This window comes from Sphingobium sp. LMC3-1-1.1 (genome assembly GCF_040676285.1).
Taxonomy (GTDB): domain Bacteria; phylum Pseudomonadota; class Alphaproteobacteria; order Sphingomonadales; family Sphingomonadaceae; genus Sphingobium.
This window is the reverse complement of record NZ_JBEGHQ010000089.1, coordinates 63,914-79,195: the sequence shown is the minus strand read 5'-3', so window position 1 is coordinate 79,195 and position 15,282 is coordinate 63,914. Positions and strand designations below refer to the sequence as shown.

Annotated in this window: 15 protein-coding genes; 14 read left to right on the top strand and 1 reads right to left on the bottom strand. The window is 63.1% G+C overall.

Features of this window, described 5'->3' with window-relative positions:
* Nucleotides 1–90 precede the first annotated feature (90 nt).
* The 14 genes from MRBLMC3_RS22525 to MRBLMC3_RS22460 all read left to right on the top strand — a co-directional run bounded on the left by MRBLMC3_RS22525 (nucleotide 91) and on the right by MRBLMC3_RS22460 (nucleotide 13,677).
* The gene (locus MRBLMC3_RS22525; RefSeq protein ID WP_363832554.1) at nucleotides 91–2,766 is read left to right on the top strand and encodes a bifunctional acetate--CoA ligase family protein/GNAT family N-acetyltransferase; all 2,676 of its coding nucleotides are present in this window, start codon (nucleotides 91–93) and stop codon (nucleotides 2,764–2,766) included.
* The gene (locus tag MRBLMC3_RS22520; protein ID WP_363832553.1) at nucleotides 2,756–2,986 is read left to right on the top strand and encodes a hypothetical protein; all 231 of its coding nucleotides are present in this window, start codon (nucleotides 2,756–2,758) and stop codon (nucleotides 2,984–2,986) included. The genes MRBLMC3_RS22525 and MRBLMC3_RS22520 overlap by 11 nt, the downstream gene beginning before the upstream one ends.
* Nucleotides 2,980–3,447: a hypothetical protein gene (locus MRBLMC3_RS22515; RefSeq protein WP_363832550.1), complete on the top strand. Its 468-nt coding sequence runs from the start codon at nucleotides 2,980–2,982 to the stop codon at nucleotides 3,445–3,447. Before MRBLMC3_RS22520 ends, MRBLMC3_RS22515 begins: the two co-directional genes overlap by 7 nt.
* Nucleotides 3,444–3,605 carry a hypothetical protein gene (locus MRBLMC3_RS22510; protein ID WP_363832548.1) on the top strand — a complete coding sequence of 54 codons (162 nt, stop codon included), beginning with the start codon at nucleotides 3,444–3,446 and terminating at the stop codon, nucleotides 3,603–3,605. Before MRBLMC3_RS22515 ends, MRBLMC3_RS22510 begins: the two co-directional genes overlap by 4 nt.
* Nucleotides 3,602–4,606, top strand: a complete 1,005-nt coding sequence (locus MRBLMC3_RS22505; protein WP_363832545.1) for a zinc-dependent alcohol dehydrogenase family protein — start codon at nucleotides 3,602–3,604, stop codon at nucleotides 4,604–4,606. Before MRBLMC3_RS22510 ends, MRBLMC3_RS22505 begins: the two co-directional genes overlap by 4 nt.
* 69 nt (nucleotides 4,607–4,675) lie before the next feature.
* On the top strand, nucleotides 4,676–4,984 hold the full coding sequence (locus MRBLMC3_RS22500) for a hypothetical protein (RefSeq protein WP_363832543.1): 309 nt from the start codon (nucleotides 4,676–4,678) through the stop codon (nucleotides 4,982–4,984).
* Complete coding sequence (locus tag MRBLMC3_RS22495; RefSeq protein WP_363736781.1) at nucleotides 4,981–5,475, top strand: Hsp20/alpha crystallin family protein; 495 nt, start codon at nucleotides 4,981–4,983, stop codon at nucleotides 5,473–5,475. The genes MRBLMC3_RS22500 and MRBLMC3_RS22495 overlap by 4 nt, the downstream gene beginning before the upstream one ends.
* A 58-nt stretch (nucleotides 5,476–5,533) precedes the next feature.
* Entirely contained in the window at nucleotides 5,534–6,532 is a 999-nt protein-coding gene (locus MRBLMC3_RS22490; RefSeq protein WP_363832540.1) for an efflux RND transporter periplasmic adaptor subunit, read from the top strand.
* Complete coding sequence (locus MRBLMC3_RS22485; RefSeq protein WP_363832537.1) at nucleotides 6,529–7,779, top strand: ABC transporter permease; 1,251 nt, start codon at nucleotides 6,529–6,531, stop codon at nucleotides 7,777–7,779. Before MRBLMC3_RS22490 ends, MRBLMC3_RS22485 begins: the two co-directional genes overlap by 4 nt.
* Nucleotides 7,776–8,468 carry an ABC transporter ATP-binding protein gene (locus tag MRBLMC3_RS22480; protein WP_363832535.1) on the top strand — a complete coding sequence of 231 codons (693 nt, stop codon included), beginning with the start codon at nucleotides 7,776–7,778 and terminating at the stop codon, nucleotides 8,466–8,468. Before MRBLMC3_RS22485 ends, MRBLMC3_RS22480 begins: the two co-directional genes overlap by 4 nt.
* Nucleotides 8,469–8,962: 494 nt before the next feature.
* Entirely contained in the window at nucleotides 8,963–9,583 is a 621-nt protein-coding gene (locus MRBLMC3_RS22475) for a hypothetical protein (RefSeq protein WP_363832532.1), read from the top strand.
* Nucleotides 9,584–9,837: 254 nt separating this feature from the next.
* Nucleotides 9,838–11,034 carry an AAA family ATPase gene (locus tag MRBLMC3_RS22470; RefSeq protein WP_013054122.1) on the top strand — a complete coding sequence of 399 codons (1,197 nt, stop codon included), beginning with the start codon at nucleotides 9,838–9,840 and terminating at the stop codon, nucleotides 11,032–11,034.
* A gap of 53 nt (nucleotides 11,035–11,087) precedes the next feature.
* Nucleotides 11,088–12,179 (top strand): ParB/RepB/Spo0J family partition protein, encoded by a 1,092-nt coding sequence (locus MRBLMC3_RS22465; protein ID WP_363832529.1) that lies wholly within the window; start codon nucleotides 11,088–11,090, stop codon nucleotides 12,177–12,179.
* 310 nt (nucleotides 12,180–12,489) lie between these two features.
* Nucleotides 12,490–13,677 (top strand): replication initiator protein A, encoded by a 1,188-nt coding sequence (locus MRBLMC3_RS22460; protein ID WP_363832526.1) that lies wholly within the window; start codon nucleotides 12,490–12,492, stop codon nucleotides 13,675–13,677.
* Between the two features lie 640 nt (nucleotides 13,678–14,317).
* On the opposite strand, the gene MRBLMC3_RS22455 is transcribed toward MRBLMC3_RS22460, so the two are convergent.
* Nucleotides 14,318–14,848 carry a hypothetical protein gene (locus MRBLMC3_RS22455; protein WP_363832523.1) on the bottom strand — a complete coding sequence of 177 codons (531 nt, stop codon included), beginning with the start codon at nucleotides 14,846–14,848 and terminating at the stop codon, nucleotides 14,318–14,320.
* Between the last annotated feature and the right edge of the window lie 434 nt (nucleotides 14,849–15,282).

Sequence of the window (15,282 nt, the reverse complement as noted above, 5' to 3'; positions counted from 1 at the left end):
CCCTGTGGCATTTACGGATATCTCCATGGACATCGCCCTTCCTAGGATCGCTGCGTACCCGCGCGATCCCAGCCAAGGACGAAATCAGCCATGACCATCCGCAATCTGTCGCCGCTTCTTCACGCCAGGACCATCGCCCTGATCGGAGGATCGCAGGAGGAAGGCGCCATCGGCACGCTCGTCCTCGACAATCTGCTCGCGGGCGGGTTCGAAGGTAGCATCCATGTGGTCAATCCTCACCCGGTGACGCGACAAGGCGCGACATGGGTCGCCAGCCTCGCCGACCTGCCCGCCGCACCCGAACTTGCCGTCATCATGACGCCCGAACCGACCGTGGCGGGCATCATCGACGAGCTTGGAACCCTCGGCTCCCGCTGCGCCGTCATCCTCTCGGCGGGTCTTCACGATGCCAGCGCATTTCACCACGCGATCAGGGCCGCGGCCCAGCGGCACGACATGCGGATCGTCGGACCCAATTGCCTGGGCATCATGGCGCCCCATGCGCGGATCAACGCTACCTTCGCCTGCACCCCGGCGCTGCCGGGCAATCTTGGCCTCATCTCGCAGAGCGGCGCGCTCATCACCGCAGTACTTGATTGGGCGCAAACCCGCCGGGTGGGCTTTTCCGGCATCATTTCCGCAGGCGACATGACCGATGCAAATCTTGGCGACCTGATCGACCTGCTCGCGGCCGATGCGCACACCCACGCCATTCTGCTCTATGTGGAGGGCGTCACCGAGGCGGCCGAGTTCATGGCAGCTGCTCGCGCGGCTGCGCTCCATAAGCCGATCATTGCGATCAAGGCCGGCAAAAGCCAGCTCGCCGCGCAAGCGACCCTTTCGCACACAGGGGCCATGATCGGCTCCTATGATGTGTATAAAGCCGCCTTCGAACGCGCCGGGATCCTGCTGGTGGACAGCCTGACGGAACTGTTCGACGCCGCCGAGATCCTCTGCGCCTGTGAGCCAATTCCCGGCAATCGCCTGGCGATCCTGACCAATGGCGGCGGCGCCGGCATATTGGCGGTTGATGCCTTGGCGCAGGCGGATGGGCAGCTCGCGTCATTGGCGCCGGAAACGATCGCCTCCCTTGCGGAGGTCACGCCCGCAGGTTCGCCGCGCGCCAATCCCGTCGATATATTGGGCGACGCGGACCCAGGCCGCTATGCCGCTGCTGTACGAGCCATCCTGCGCGACAGCGGGAGCGACGCGGTGCTGCTCATGAACTGCCCGACCGCACGCAGCGAAGCGAGGGAAACGGCGCTGGCTATCTGCCGCGAAGTCGCGGCGGCGGCGCAGGATCGCATCCGCAAGCCTGTCCTGGCTTGCTGGCTCGGTGACGCCAACAGCGACAGGGTAAGGCCCGTCTTCGCGGCGGCGGGCATCCCGGTCTTTTCGACACCCGATGACGCCGTCCGCGCCTTTGGCTATCTGGCCCAGGCTCGCCGCCTGCGCGAGAGCCTGACGGAAGCGCCCGCCCGGTCGCGCGATGTGCAGGCCGACCGTGCCGCCGCCCGCGCCATCATCTCCGGTGCGCAGGCGGACGGATGCACGACGCTCTCCGAAATCAAGGTGAAGAAGCTGCTGGAAGCCTATGGCATCCCTGTCGCCCCCACGCGCTTTGCCGCTTCGGCGGACGCCGTGGAAGAGGCCTGCTGCTGGCTGAGCGCGCCCTATGCGGTGAAGATCGTCTCGCGCGACCTGCCGCACAAATCGGATGTGGGCGGGGTCGCGCTCGACCTGCCAGACGCCGGGGCTGCCGTGGCCGCCGCGCGAGAGATGGAACGGCGCATCCGCCACGACTTGCCCGAGGCCCGCATCCAGGGGTTCGCCGTCGAGGACATGATAAATGTGGAAGACGGGAGGGAGATGATCGTGGGCCTCAGCACCGATCCGGCTTTCGGCCCCATCATCATGGCTGGCGCGGGCGGGGTCGCGACTGAACTTCTCGACGACAAGGCCATCGACCTCCTCCCGATCGACCATGCGCAGGCTGACGCCCTCATTGCGCGGACGCATGTCTCCCGGATGCTCGCCGGATATCGCAACGTCCCGGCAGCCGATGTGGAAAGCGTCGCCGATGTGCTGGACGCCGTGTCGGCCATGGCGGTCGACCTTCCCGACCTGATGGAACTGGACATCAACCCCCTGATCGTGAGCGCGGCCGGCGTCATCGCCCTTGATGCACGGGCGCGTATCACCGCCGGGGCGGCAACGGCATCCCGCCTTGTCCTGCGCGCGCCGCCGGAAGGATGGACGTCCGACCTCGTCACGGAGCAGGGCCTTCGCTTCCATGTGCGGCCGGTGCGCCCTGACGACGGGCCCGCCGTGGCGGCCCTTTTCGACCATGTCTCGCCCGAAGACCTGCGCTTCCGCTTCATGTCGGGCGTAGCCAAGGTCAGCCGCGAGCAGATCGCGATGATGACCCGCGTGGATTATGTCCGCACCATCAGCTTCGTCGCCTTCGGAGAGGAGGGCGACCTCCTCGCCATCGCCATGCTCGCGACCGATCCTGATCGCACCCGCGCGGAGATCGCACTCAGCACGCGCACCGACATGAAGGGCAAGGGCCTCAGCTGGACCTTGTTCGAACATGTCCTGCGCTATGCGAAGGCGGAGGGAATCGAGACGATCGAGTCTATCGAGTCCGCAGATCACGAGGCGGCCCTGCGCATGGAACGGGAACTTGGCTTCGTCACCATCGCGGATCCCGACGATCCCACCGTCCGGATCGCCAGGAAAAGCCTGGCGGCTCATGCCAGCTGACAGCATGTGCGGCGACGAACGGCCCTTTGATTTCGAAAGACGGCGCGTATCGGTGTTGGCTGAGCAGGAAGGAGACAGGATCGAGATCGTCAAAGGGGCGCCAGAAACGATCCTGGACCTGTGCGATCAGGCGCAAGTGCCAGACGGAACGATCATGCCGCTCGACGCTACGCTCAAGGCAAGCCTCATCAAGCTGCACGATGACAATGCCGCATGTTGACGATGGCGCTCGCGTCGCTGTTCCTGCCCTTCCTGCCGCTGACGCCGGTCCAGATCCTGCTCAACAACATGCTCTATGATTTGTCGCAGACAGGCATAGCGTTTGACCGGGCAGAAGGCGGCGATCTTGCCACGTCGCGTGGATGGGACATGCGCGGCCTCGTTCACTTCACCCTCATCATGGGGCCCTTGTCGTCACTGTTCGACATCGCGACCTTTGCGGCACTCATCGCCCTTGTGGCGGCAACGGCCGCACCGCCTGCTCGTAATGAGCGCCAGCCTCTGCCTCGGCACGGCGATCGCCCTGCCTTTCCTCCCGTTCGCGCCTACGTTGGGTTTCTCCGCGCCTCCGCCGGGCATCCTCATGGTGACGGCAGCACTGGTCGCCGCCTACCTCCTCTGTGCCGAAGCGCTCAAGCGGGTGGCGATGCGATAAGGTCTCTGCGGCGAATCAGGGCGTGATCGTGTATTATGCCACCAGAGCCGTGCTGGTGGCGGTTTCGTGGCCGTGGAGCTGCCTCTGGCTGCTGGGCATGGTGCTCGCCATAGACCTCATATCGCAAGGCGTGATGCTTATGCTGTTCGGTTTTTCCCTGCGTTCGGCGGACAACGTGCAATGAAGCAGATGGTGGCGATGCAGATCCCCGCGCCGGGCGCTGCCCTCCGGCGGATCGAACGCCCCATCCCCGATCCCGGACCCGGCGAACTTCTGATCGAAGTCGCTGCCTGTGGTGTCTGCCGGACCGATCTGCATGTCCTCGACGGCGAAATCTCCGCCCACTATCCCATCATACCAGGCCATGAGATTGTCGGCCGCGTCGCGGCACGGGGAACCGACGTTGAGGGCTTCACCATAGGCCAGCGCGTGGGCGTCCCCTGGCTCGGGCACACATGCGACATCTGCCCCTATTGCCGGGCAGGGCGAGAAAATCTCTGCGACGCTCCGCTCTTCACCGGAGCCACCCGCGACGGGGGCTATGCGAGCCATGCGATCGCCGACGCGCGATATTGCTTCGACCTGCCCGATTGCTTTTCCGACGTGGAGGCCGCCCCCCTCCTCTGTGCTGGCCTGATCGGGTGGAGAGCATTGCGGTTGGCCGGCCCGGCAAACGTCATCGGCCTCTACGGCTTCGGCGCCGCCGCGCACATATTGGCGCAGGTCGCCCGGCATCAGCAGCGTACCGTCTACGCGTTCACCCGAGACGGCGACACAGCGGGGCAGGACTTTGCCCGTTCGCTTGGCTGTGCCTGGGCGGGCGGCTCCTCCGAAAAACCGCCTGCGCTTCTCGACGCCGCGCTGATCTTCGCCCCGGCCGGCGAACTCGTTCCCCGTGCCCTGCGATCGGTCAAGAAAGGTGGCCGCGTAATATGCGCAGGCATCCACATGAGCGACATCCCCTCCTTCCCTTATGCCGACCTGTGGGAGGAAAGACAGATCCTGTCGGTGGCCAACCTGACGCGGGAAGACGGCACCTCCTTTTTCGAACTGATCGGCGGCATGGAACTGCACATCGTCACCCAAAGCTTTCCCCTCGATCAAGCCAATCAGGCATTGCAAAGCCTGCGCGAAGGCAGGGTCAAGGGCGCGGCCGTCCTTGTCCCGCCGATGCCGACTGCGTGACTCTACTTATGGCGCGGCATCCTGCTCCGGACGACAATTCAGCATGGACTCTATAATGGAGAATGACCCATGCGCCGCCATGTCGCCAGTGCCGCGCTGCTCAACCTTTCGCTCATAGTCGGAGCGTCGGCGCAGACCGCTCCGCCCCGCGCGCCGTCACCCCCGGCCGCGCCTAAGATGGACTGCCCAATGCATGACCGGGCAGGCGGGCACATGATGCAATCGGGCGCCATGCCGATGCAGCAGGGGCGTCCCATGCCCGGAGCGATGGAGCATTGCCGCGCGATGCATGATCCAGCCGAACGCCGGCAACAGCATCAGATGATGCACCATCCCGGCGAACCGCCAGTTTCACAAAAGCAGGAGAAGGACAAATGACTGATTTTCGTTCACTCATCCCCTTTGGGCGCAGCAATCTCTTCCGCACCGGCTTTGATCCCTTTGCCGAGATGCGCAAGGAAATGGATCGCCTGAGCGACGATCTCGGCCGTGGCTGGCTCACCAACGGCGATGGCGGGAACAGGGGCTTCAACCTCCCCCGCGTCGACATTGCGGAAACGGACAAGGGCTTGGAACTGACCGCCGAACTGCCAGGCTTTGACGAAAAGGACGTGTCTCTCGACGTGCAGGACGATATCCTGACCATAAAGGCCGAGCATAAGGAAGACCGCGAGGAAAAGGATGAAAAGAAGAATTATCATCTGATCGAGCGCAGTCGGGGCAGCTATCTGCGCCGCGTTGCACTTCCGTTCGAAGCCGATGCGGACAAGGCCAGCGCCCATTTGGAAAAGGGCCTGCTGAAAGTCATCGTCCCCCGTCTCGCCACGGAAGCAAGCAAGCCGCGTCAGATTCCGGTCGGATCGAAATAGCAGGACAAAAATCGATACGGGCAGGCAATGGTCTTGGCGTGATGCTATATACCCTCTTATGAAACGCATCGCGCTCTGGCTGTTGCCGCTCGCGCTGGTCGCGGTGGCTGCGGCATGGTGGTTGCTCGCGAGCCAAGCGCACAAGGTCGAACTCGCGCCCGTCCGTATCGGCCAGGCCGTCGAACTGGTCTATGCCACCGGCTTCGTGGAGGCGCAGCAGCCCGTTTCGGTCTCGGCCCGTCTCACCGCTCCGGTTCGCCAGGTATTGGCTGAGGAAGCGCAAACTGTCGTGCGCGGTCAGCCGCTGATCCTTCTCGATGACGAGGAGCAGCGCCACGCGCTGCAACAGGCGGCTGCGCAACGCCGCCTTGCGCAGCAGGATGAGCGGCGCGTGCTCACGCTTTTCGCCAAGGGCTGGGTCACCCGCGCTGCACGGGACTCGGCCGTAGCCGCCGCCCAAAGCGGGAGAGCGGCGGAAGACAGCGCCCGCGCGCGGCTCGACCAGATGATCGTGCGGTCGGGCATCGACGGCGTCGTGCTGCGCCGGGATGTGGAGCCCGGCGATCTCGCCAGCCCCGGCCGCATCCTCATGACGCTGGGCGATCCTTCCCGCATATGGATCACGGCCACCGTAGATGAACGCGACGTTTCCCGCGTTCGTGCCGGTCAGGAAGCATTGATGTCGAGCGACGCCTGGCCCGGCCGGGTGCTGCATGGTCATGTGCGCGAGGTGACGCCGGGCGGCGATCCCGAACAACGCGCCTTTCGCGCCCGCATCGTGACCGACGGCGCGGTGGCGCTGCCGCTGGGCCTGACGTTGGAGGTGAACATCGTCACGCGCAGGGCGCAACAAGCGCTGCTGGTGCCCGCAACCGCGATTGAAGACGGCAAAGTGTGGATCGTTCGCGACAATCGCGTTCATGCGAAACCTGTCCGCACCGGCATTGCCGGGACCAACGACGTGCAGATCCTCTCCGGCCTGTCGCGTGGCGACATGGTGGTGAAGACGCCGGAAGGGAAGCTCAAGGACGATATGCGCGTTCGGGTGCGACGATGACCGGCCAGTTGCGGCTGCTGGCCAGCGTCGCCGCCCGTCATCTTGTCGGCCGTCGCCGCCAGACCGTCGTCGCGGTAAGCGGGGTGGCCGTCGGCGTCGGATTCTTCCTCGCCGTGTCGGCCATGATGATCGGCAGCCAGAATGACTTCATCAAGACACTGATCGACGCCGCCCCGCACATCATCATTTCCGACGAGCTGCGCAGCCCGCCGCCTCAACCCGGCATCAGCCACTACAAGGGCGCGGCTGTGGACCTTCGCCACTACAAGGTCCGCAACGAAGTGCGTGGGCTTAAAGGCTGGCCGGAGATATTGCGTGCCGTCGACGCGGTGCCCGGCGCCATCGGTTCGCCCAGCCTCAGCGGCGCGATCACCCTGCGCAGCGGCGGACGCGAGGAAGCATTGACCGTCGTGGGCGTCGATCCGGCGATCGAGGAAAAGGTCAGCACGATCCAGGACCAGTTGCGCATCGGACGCCTGCGCGACCTCGAAAGCACGCAGGGCGGCATTATCATAGGCGAGGAAATGGCCCGACGGCTTGGCCTTGGCGTGGGCGATGTGGTTGGCGCGACCTCCGCTTCGGGAAAGAGCCGGTCGCTCCGCATCGTCGGCCTGTTCAAGCGCGGCCAGACGCAGATTTCGTCCGGCCTGGGCTATGTCCTGCTGCGGGAAGCACAATCACTGCTCGGCCGTCCCTTCATCATCAACCGCATCGGCGTCCGCCTTGCCGATCCCTATGAGGCCGAGCCGATCAGCCGCCGCCTGGAGGCGCGCTATGCCTATAAGGCGGAAAGCTGGCAGGAGCGTTCCGCCGACTTCCTCTCCCTGCTCGTGACCCGCAACGTCATCATGTACAGCGTCGTGTCGGCTATCCTGCTGGTCGCCAGCTTCGGCATCTACACGGTCGTATCCAACAGCGTGTCCGACAAAAGGCGCGACATCGCTATCATGCGCTCGATGGGCTTTTCAGAGCGCGATCTACAACTGATCTTCGTATTCGAAGGTCTCGCCCTGGCATTGATCGGCATCGTCGCCGGATGGCTGCTGGGCTACGGGCTGATGGCAATCCTCGGCTCGCTCAAATTCCCCATCGCGGGCGAAGACCAACGCCTGCCGCTGGACCGCTCCGCGCGTCAATATGCGATCGCAGCGGCAGCGTCCCTGATCTCGGGGGTGGTTGCCGCATGGCTCCCCGCGCGAAAGGCGGCGCGCGTCGATCCGGTCGACATATTGCGGGGCGCGGTATGAGCGCGATCATAGAGGTTCAGGACCTGTCCCGCAGCCTGCCCGGCACGCCGCCGGTGACGCTGGTCTCCGACGTGTCCCTGTCGATCCAGCCAGCCACCTTCGTCGCCATCGTCGGGCCGTCGGGCTGCGGCAAATCCTCGCTGCTCTATCTGCTCGGCCTGCTCGATCGGCCGACATCCGGACGGGTGCTGTTCAATGGGCAGGACATGAACTCGCTGCGCGGCGACGCGCGCGCCCGGATCCGGTTGGCGAGCTTCGGCTTTGTCTTCCAGTTCCACTTCCTTCTGCCGGAGTTCACGGCGCTGGAAAATGTCATGCTGCCCATGCGCAGACTCGGCAAGCTCCCGCTGGCGGAAATACAGGCAAAGGCGCAGGCGTTGCTTGAAGGCATGGGTCTTGGAGAGAAAAGCGCGAAGACGCCTGATCGCCTCTCCGGCGGCGAGCGCCAGCGCGTCGCCATCGCCCGCGCCATCGCCAATGATCCCGCACTGGTGCTGGGCGACGAACCCACAGGCAATCTCGACAGCCAAAACAGCGCCCGCGTGGTCGAGATGTTTCGCAATCTTGCTCATGATCAGGGTCGCGCGGTGGTGTGCGTCACCCATGATCCCGATGTCGCGGCGGCAGCCGACGTGCAGATCTCCATGCTGGACGGCCGTATCAAGGAAACAAGCGTCAGACCGCGATGACTGCTGGCATCAGTTCCTCCATCATACAGCCTTATCTGCCGCTGTTGGCCGCCGCGTCGCCAGATTTCGCACCTTCGGTTTGATCGGCGGTATCGGTGGTCCGGCGCCGGACATGGTTGCCGCCGCCCTCGCCCACATCATACTCCGCACGCGCCCGCACGGTCGCCTTCGGACGGATATCAATCCACCAGAATGATTGGTCTATTGACCGGGCGAGCGCTGATTGATCCAAACACCACGGCATTGCGTTATGTTAAATTTACCGGAGCAGGGCGGCTAGCGACCATTTCTCGCCGTTTAGGCGGGGGATCAGCCACCCATTTCCGGACGTAGATTTTGAGACAGGGTTACAGAGGCGGAAGCGGGAAGAGCGGCTTTCGGGGACTGCGAGCCGCTTAGTCTGGAAAATTAGCGTTTTGCAGATGGCACCGCGCGCGTATTGACGGAATGATTGCGCGTGCGCGAAATTGGCGCGAGGTCTGAAAGAGGGGGCCATGAACGACATTGTTTGGGTTAGTGACATGCTGGCGGATTCAGAGGTCAGCCTGTTTGTGACAAATGACCTTCGGCATTCGGACATCTTTCTTGAAGGCATCAATCTTTTAAAAAAGGGCGCCCCTGTGCAGGAAGGCGCTTGCCCAAAACGGATATGGGGCAGTCAGGAAGAAGATGCGCCTGCGCTTTCTTCTGTTCCTGATCTCTTTTGCGCCAATGGCCAATACATCGTTTCTGAAAAGGCTGCCAAAATATTGCGTCAGTTCGATCTAGGGGGAGGCGCGCTGTATTCGGTAAGCGAGGGTGTTTATCAGAATGACAATCTTACGCGCATTCCGGGGGATTGTTTCACTTGGATATTTGGGAATGTGAAGACGGCCTTTTTGCCAGATGAAACGCTTGCAAAAAGACCGTTTGGTGTCGCTGGAACGCGCTGGAATATGCCCTTTGTTGTTCAAGATGGCGACATTGCGGTTTCAAAATTTTCACTTGATGGTCCGGATGTTTGGATGGATCCGACATTAATGCGAGCCGTCTTTCTAAGTGGCCAACTTGGACAAGCCTTGTCCGATGCGGGCATTGCCCATGCATTTCGTCTTAAAACATGCCGAGTGATTTGATTTTGATCGGTAAGATTGTCTGCCTTACGTGGGCGGTTATGGCCGAGCAATAAACGGCCGTTTTTGAACTTTTGTGCCGGAAAGCTGACATTCCGCCTTCCACCCATCCTGACCTCTCAACCTCGCCACCCTAACACAGCTTCCAACCCGCCCCTTTCCCGCTACCACATCTCAATCCCCATTCATTTGCCAATTTGAACTATTTATGCCACATATACCCTGAACAAGCTTCAACTTCGCGCAAGAGGGCAGGAATGAACGCAGTGGTGACCCAGATCGGGGATCTGGCGGAGGCCGGCGAAAAGATGGTCGAACGCCTGCGCCGCAAGGCGTTTCTGCCGGATAGCCGGAAGGAACTCAACATCCGCTTCGGCATTGCGGAGGCGGCGCAACTGCTCGGCTGCTCCACGAATCGTATTCGCATGGCGGAGGAGGACGGACGCCTCCCCCCTGCCCCGCCGACCGAAAATGGACGCCGCCCCGGCTACAAGGTGGAGGAGCTGCTGAACATGCGGCAGGTGCTGGGCGCCTCGCCCGAACGCGCCCCGCTGGACATTCCCGCCATCATCGCGGTGCAGAATTTCAAGGGCGGCGTCGGCAAGTCGACCGTCACCACCCATCTCGCCCATTATTTCGCGGTGCAGGGCTATCGCGTGCTGGTGGTCGACTGCGACAGCCAGGCCACTACCACCACCTTGTTCGGCTTCAACCCGCATTTCAACATCCAGCGGGAAGAGACGCTCTACCCCTATCTGTCGATCGACCCGACGCAGGTCGACCTGCTCTATGCGGTCAAGCACACGGCCTGGCCCAATGTCGACCTGATCCCGTCCAATCTGGAACTGTTCGACGTCGAATATGAGCTGGCGGCCGCAGGCAGCGATGGCGGCTCCGTCCTCGCGGCGCGGTTCCGCAAGCTGAAACAGGGCCTGATGGATCTCGCCCGCCATTATGACGTGGTGCTGCTCGATCCGCCGCCAGCGCTCGGCACGATCAGCCTCGCCGTGATGCAGGCGGCCAATGCCCTGCTGGTGCCGCTGGCCGCGACCACGCCCGACTTCTGCTCCACGGTCCAGTTCCTTTCGATGATGGACCAGGTGATCGGCCAGCTCCAGCAGGCCGGGATAGAGGTCGACTATCAGTTCGTCCGCCTGCTCTGCTCGAAATTCGACAGCAATGATCCCAGCCATTCGATGGTCCGCGCGATCATGGAACAGAGCTTCGGCCCGGCCCTCCTGCCCATTCCCATTCTCGACAGCGCGGAGATCAGCCATGCGGCGCTGCGCATGATGACCGTCTATGAGCTGGAGAAGCCGATCGGCACGCCGCGCACCCACAAGCGGTGCCGCGCCAATCTGGACGAGGCCATGGGCCAGATCGAGGCGCTGGTGCGCCAGGGCTGGGGCCGCGTGGCCCCGGCGCGGGAAGAGGACATCGTCAATGCGGCGTGAAGGCCTCATCCATATGTTCACGATATGTTCCCATATGGTCGAAGGGGAATGTCATGGCGCGTAAGCAATCCGACTATCTGGCCGCCCTTCTCGCCGACGAGCCGGAGGCGACAGCGGCGCCATCGGTCGAGCCGGAGGAAGTGAGCCCGACCCCCTCGCCTCCCGACCCCTCGCCGGTCGCGCCACGCCAGGATCGCGCGCGGGGCACCACCCTGCTCGGCCGCGAATCCGCCCTCGCCCGCCTTGCTTCCGGAGAGGTGCGGCAGGTCACGCAATTGCTGCTGGACCCGGCAAAGGTCCGGATCTGGAGCGGCAATGCCCGCCTCTACGCGCATCTCGATGCGGAAAATTGCCGTGAACTGATCGACTCGATCATCGCGGAAGGCGGGCAGAAGGTGCCTGCGGTGGTCCGCCGGATCGAAGGCGATCCCGACCATGATTATGAAGTGATCGCGGGCACCCGCCGCCACTGGTCGATCAGTTGGCTGCGCGCCAACAGCTATTCCGACATGATGTTCGTGGCGCAGGTCGCCCAGCTCGACGATGAGGCCGCCTTCCGCCTCGCCGACCTCGAAAACCGCGCGCGCAAGGACGTGTCGGACCTCGAACGCGCGCGCAACTATGCGGAAGCGCTCAAGGCCCATTATGGCAGCCACCTCACCCGAATGGCCGAACGGCTGAAGCTTTCCAAGGGGTGGCTCAGCAAGATGATCAAGGTCGCGGGAATCGAGGACGCGGTGATCCACGCCTTCGCCTCTCCGGCCGACGTCCAGCTGAAGCCTGCCTATGCGCTGGCCCAGGCGCTGGACAATCCGAAGGCGGCACCGGCCATCCGGGCGGAGGCTGGCCGCCTCTCCTCCGAACAGCGTGCCCTGCGCGCGGCGGGCGCTGCCCCCATCCCCGCGGCGGAAGCGCTCAAGCGCCTGCTTGACGCCCCGCGCATTGCGCAGTCCGCGCCCAGGGAGGAACCCTTCACCTGGACCACCCGCTACGGCCGCCCCGCGCTGACCGTGCAATCGGTCAATCGGCAGGGCATCACCATCCGCCTCCACGCCGGGTCGGGCGCCGACATGGAAACGCTCGCCACCGCGCTGCGCGACACGCTCGAACATCTCGAACGCCAGGGCATGGGACTTCAACGCTGATGGAGGCTGGGGGGGCACAATCTGATCCAGGAAGCAGGAAGGCAGGCGCCGCCAGCCTCCTCGCGCCTGCCAGCTGTTTCCCCGGGGAAACAGTCTCTCTCTCCCCCTCCCCTTCCGGCTCCTCGTTTCCCCGGGGAAACAACCACACCCACCCACACCCCAACTCCACCATCCGGCCCACCGCACGCTCCCACCATCATTTCAAAACCCGCGCCCAGTCGCCGTCTCGTTCATGGAATTGCCGCGGTCCAGCCCTGCCGAGGCTCCGCCTCACCCGCCATGCGCCGCCGTTCATCTTCAGGATCCGCCCATGACCCGCACCGCCAGGACAGAGATCACCGACCAGTTCGAGCTCTTCCTCCCCTATATTGCGGACATGCCCTTGCGCGATCAGCGCGAGATGATGGAGCGCCCCTTTTTCAGTCTCGCCAAGACAAAACGGGTCAAGCCGATCGACTACACCTCCCCCGATGGCAAGGCCTGGGTCCATGTCTCCGCCAATCCCGACTATGGCATGGCCACCATCTGGGACGCCGACATATTGATCTACTGCGCCTCGGTGCTGGCCGACATGGCGCGCCGCGGGCTCAACGACATTCCGCGCAAGCTGCATCTCATGCCCTATGACCTGCTGCGCGCCATCCACCGCCCTACCACCGGCCGCGCCTATGAACTGCTCGGCCAGTCGCTCGACCGGCTCGTCTCCACCACCATCAAGACCAACATTCGCGCCGAAAACCGCCGGGAAGCCACTTTCAGCTGGCTCGACGGCTGGACCCAGCTCGTCGATGAACGCACCGAACGATCCCGCGGCATGACCATCGAACTCAGCAACTGGTTCTATGAGGGCGTGCTGATGCAGGGTGGAGTGCTCAGCATCGACCGCGCCTATTTCGACCTGACCGGCGGGCGCGAACGCTGGCTCTACAAGGTTGCACGCAAACATGCCGGTGGGGCAGGGGAGGGGGGCTTCTCCATCTCCCTGCCGACACTTTTCGAAAAGTCGGGCGCCGAAGGGCCCTATCGCCGCTTCAAATTCGAGATCGCCAAGATTGCAGAGCGCGATCCTCTGCCGGGCTATGCGGTGGAACTGGAACAGCCCGACGGCAAGCGCGAACCCTCGCTTCGCATGCGCCGTCGTCGCTCCAACGATCTGCCTCGCTCGGTAGCACCCACCCCGACAGTAGGGGCGGCACCCCAGTCCGGCCGTATCACCAGCCCCACGCCTGCGTCCGCCGACGAAGACATGCTGATCGATGCCGGCAGCATGATCCGCAAGACCTTGGCCGGAATGTCCGCCAAGGCGACCGCCGGCGAAATCACGGACGCAACCATGGCGACCCTTCGCGCGGAATATCCGGGCTGGGATTATCAGACGCTCCATCGGGAATTTCGCGACTGGCTCGAAGCCGATCCCGCACGCACGCCGGTCAATTATCAAAAGGCATTTATCGGCTTCGTCCGCCGCTTCCACGAGAAGAACCGGCACCGTCTCTAGGACACGCCGAACCCGACCGCACCGGGTCGCTGCTCTGGATTTCCCCGATATCGCGATTTCCTGATCATGGATCAGACCGCTCCAGCACCGCTCATCCGAAGATCAGCATCACAGGTGGAACGGACGAAGTCCGCCGATGCTCTCCGCCTTCCGTTCAGCCGACATCACCGATTTCCATGCGGAAGCAGCGATTTTCAGCGGATGCCTCGACATATCCCTCTTTCAACGCAAGGTGCGTTCCCGAAGTGTCGGGTTACTCGAACGGCACCCAACAACCAAGCTGCAGGCGGCTCCATTCCTTCCACCTACTCAAAGAATTTGAACGTCCTCTCCAACACCCCGCACGAATATGATTCAATCTCCTCCCACCAATCCCCACCGCCAGGCGAGCTTCGACATTACAGGAACGGTCTTCGCCCCTTCGGGAACGCTTACCCGACATTTCAGGAACGACAGTATCGACATTACGGGAACGAACTATCGATCTTATGGGAACAGGACAGAACAACCGACTCGTGCTTTTCCTGCGATTCGTACCGCAAGCCGAACCGATTAACTCTTTAACTTCCTTAGAAACCTTATAACCAGGCCATGATATTATTGGTTGAAGAAATTTGGATAAGGACTGGCTCGCCCAGGTTCAAAGGCGCCCCGTCAGCCTCTCCACCTGTGCGATCAATTTCGTTGCGCCTTGATGGGAAATGCCCAGCAAGTGGGCGACCGCAACCTTGCTGAGGCCCGGATAAGCAAGCTCAAGCCGCATCAACAGTGGAGCCTTGCTGCGCCGTGTCACGCGCGCATCCGTTGGGAGTTGCGCGAGCTTTGCCTCCAGCCGTCCCAGTTCGGCCAGTCCCCGTTTCGCTTCGCGCGCAACCATGGCCGCAATCTGCTCCGCCAGCAAACTGGCATCATCTGGCAGAAAGCGTGGCAGTTCGACGAAGGCCGGTAACGCACGTAAGCTCAGCCCTGCCGCGAACATGGCGCCGGGAAGATGGCAGGCGAGTATCCAGCCCACATCGAAACGCCGGGGATCTATGCGCCATTGGCGCCCATCGGCTGTCGTGACCAGATGACCTTCGCCAACCGGTGTGTCGAGGCTCCCCCTCGCGTCGATCAGACGCTGCGCGATCCCGAGGAAGGACGGTGCGGAATAGGGGGCCTCAAGCAGCATCTGAGCCGTCCGCCATGCGGGACCGAAGCGAACAAGATCTTCAGGCGCCCACAACGCTGCCTCCTTTCGGTCGTCCAACAGCGTGCGGGAGACTTTGAGTGTCGCTCGGGCGACCGGATCATGGCTGTCGCTCGCTGAGAGTGCGAAATGAAAAAGGGCCGCGACGGAGAGCGGATCGTTGAGGCCTTCATTATGGCGTGGGGGAGGCGTGCGCCCGCAAATCCAGTCCTGCAGATCCGTGACCGATACAGGCACACCAGCAAAGCGCGACAAGACAGAGGCGCCCTTCAACCTTGCCCTGGCGAGCCAGATGTCGGCCGCAGGACTATTGCAGAGGCGCCCATCAAGCCGACCGAGGAGAAGAAGGGCATGGTCCGACGAGGCTGGAAAGTCGCGCATTACCTAAGCATAGCGCAGCATGGTGTACAACCAAA

What these genes read in the sequence shown, in the direction of transcription:
- MRBLMC3_RS22525 (WP_363832554.1), top strand. Translation starts at nt 91, where the DNA reads ATGACCATCCGCAATCTGTCGCCGCTTCTTCACGCCAGGACCATCGCC.
- MRBLMC3_RS22520 (WP_363832553.1), top strand. Translation starts at nt 2,756, where the DNA reads ATGCCAGCTGACAGCATGTGCGGCGACGAACGGCCCTTTGATTTCGAA.
- MRBLMC3_RS22515 (WP_363832550.1), top strand. Translation starts at nt 2,980, where the DNA reads ATGTTGACGATGGCGCTCGCGTCGCTGTTCCTGCCCTTCCTGCCGCTG.
- MRBLMC3_RS22505 (WP_363832545.1), top strand. Translation starts at nt 3,602, where the DNA reads ATGAAGCAGATGGTGGCGATGCAGATCCCCGCGCCGGGCGCTGCCCTC.
- MRBLMC3_RS22500 (WP_363832543.1), top strand. Translation starts at nt 4,676, where the DNA reads ATGCGCCGCCATGTCGCCAGTGCCGCGCTGCTCAACCTTTCGCTCATA.
- MRBLMC3_RS22495 (WP_363736781.1), top strand. Translation starts at nt 4,981, where the DNA reads ATGACTGATTTTCGTTCACTCATCCCCTTTGGGCGCAGCAATCTCTTC.
- MRBLMC3_RS22490 (WP_363832540.1), top strand. Translation starts at nt 5,534, where the DNA reads ATGAAACGCATCGCGCTCTGGCTGTTGCCGCTCGCGCTGGTCGCGGTG.
- MRBLMC3_RS22485 (WP_363832537.1), top strand. Translation starts at nt 6,529, where the DNA reads ATGACCGGCCAGTTGCGGCTGCTGGCCAGCGTCGCCGCCCGTCATCTT.
- MRBLMC3_RS22480 (WP_363832535.1), top strand. Translation starts at nt 7,776, where the DNA reads ATGAGCGCGATCATAGAGGTTCAGGACCTGTCCCGCAGCCTGCCCGGC.
- MRBLMC3_RS22475 (WP_363832532.1), top strand. Translation starts at nt 8,963, where the DNA reads ATGAACGACATTGTTTGGGTTAGTGACATGCTGGCGGATTCAGAGGTC.
- MRBLMC3_RS22470 (WP_013054122.1), top strand. Translation starts at nt 9,838, where the DNA reads ATGAACGCAGTGGTGACCCAGATCGGGGATCTGGCGGAGGCCGGCGAA.
- MRBLMC3_RS22465 (WP_363832529.1), top strand. Translation starts at nt 11,088, where the DNA reads ATGGCGCGTAAGCAATCCGACTATCTGGCCGCCCTTCTCGCCGACGAG.
- MRBLMC3_RS22460 (WP_363832526.1), top strand. Translation starts at nt 12,490, where the DNA reads ATGACCCGCACCGCCAGGACAGAGATCACCGACCAGTTCGAGCTCTTC.
- MRBLMC3_RS22455 (WP_363832523.1), bottom strand. Translation starts at nt 14,848, where the DNA reads ATGCTGCTTGAGGCCCCCTATTCCGCACCGTCCTTCCTCGGGATCGCG.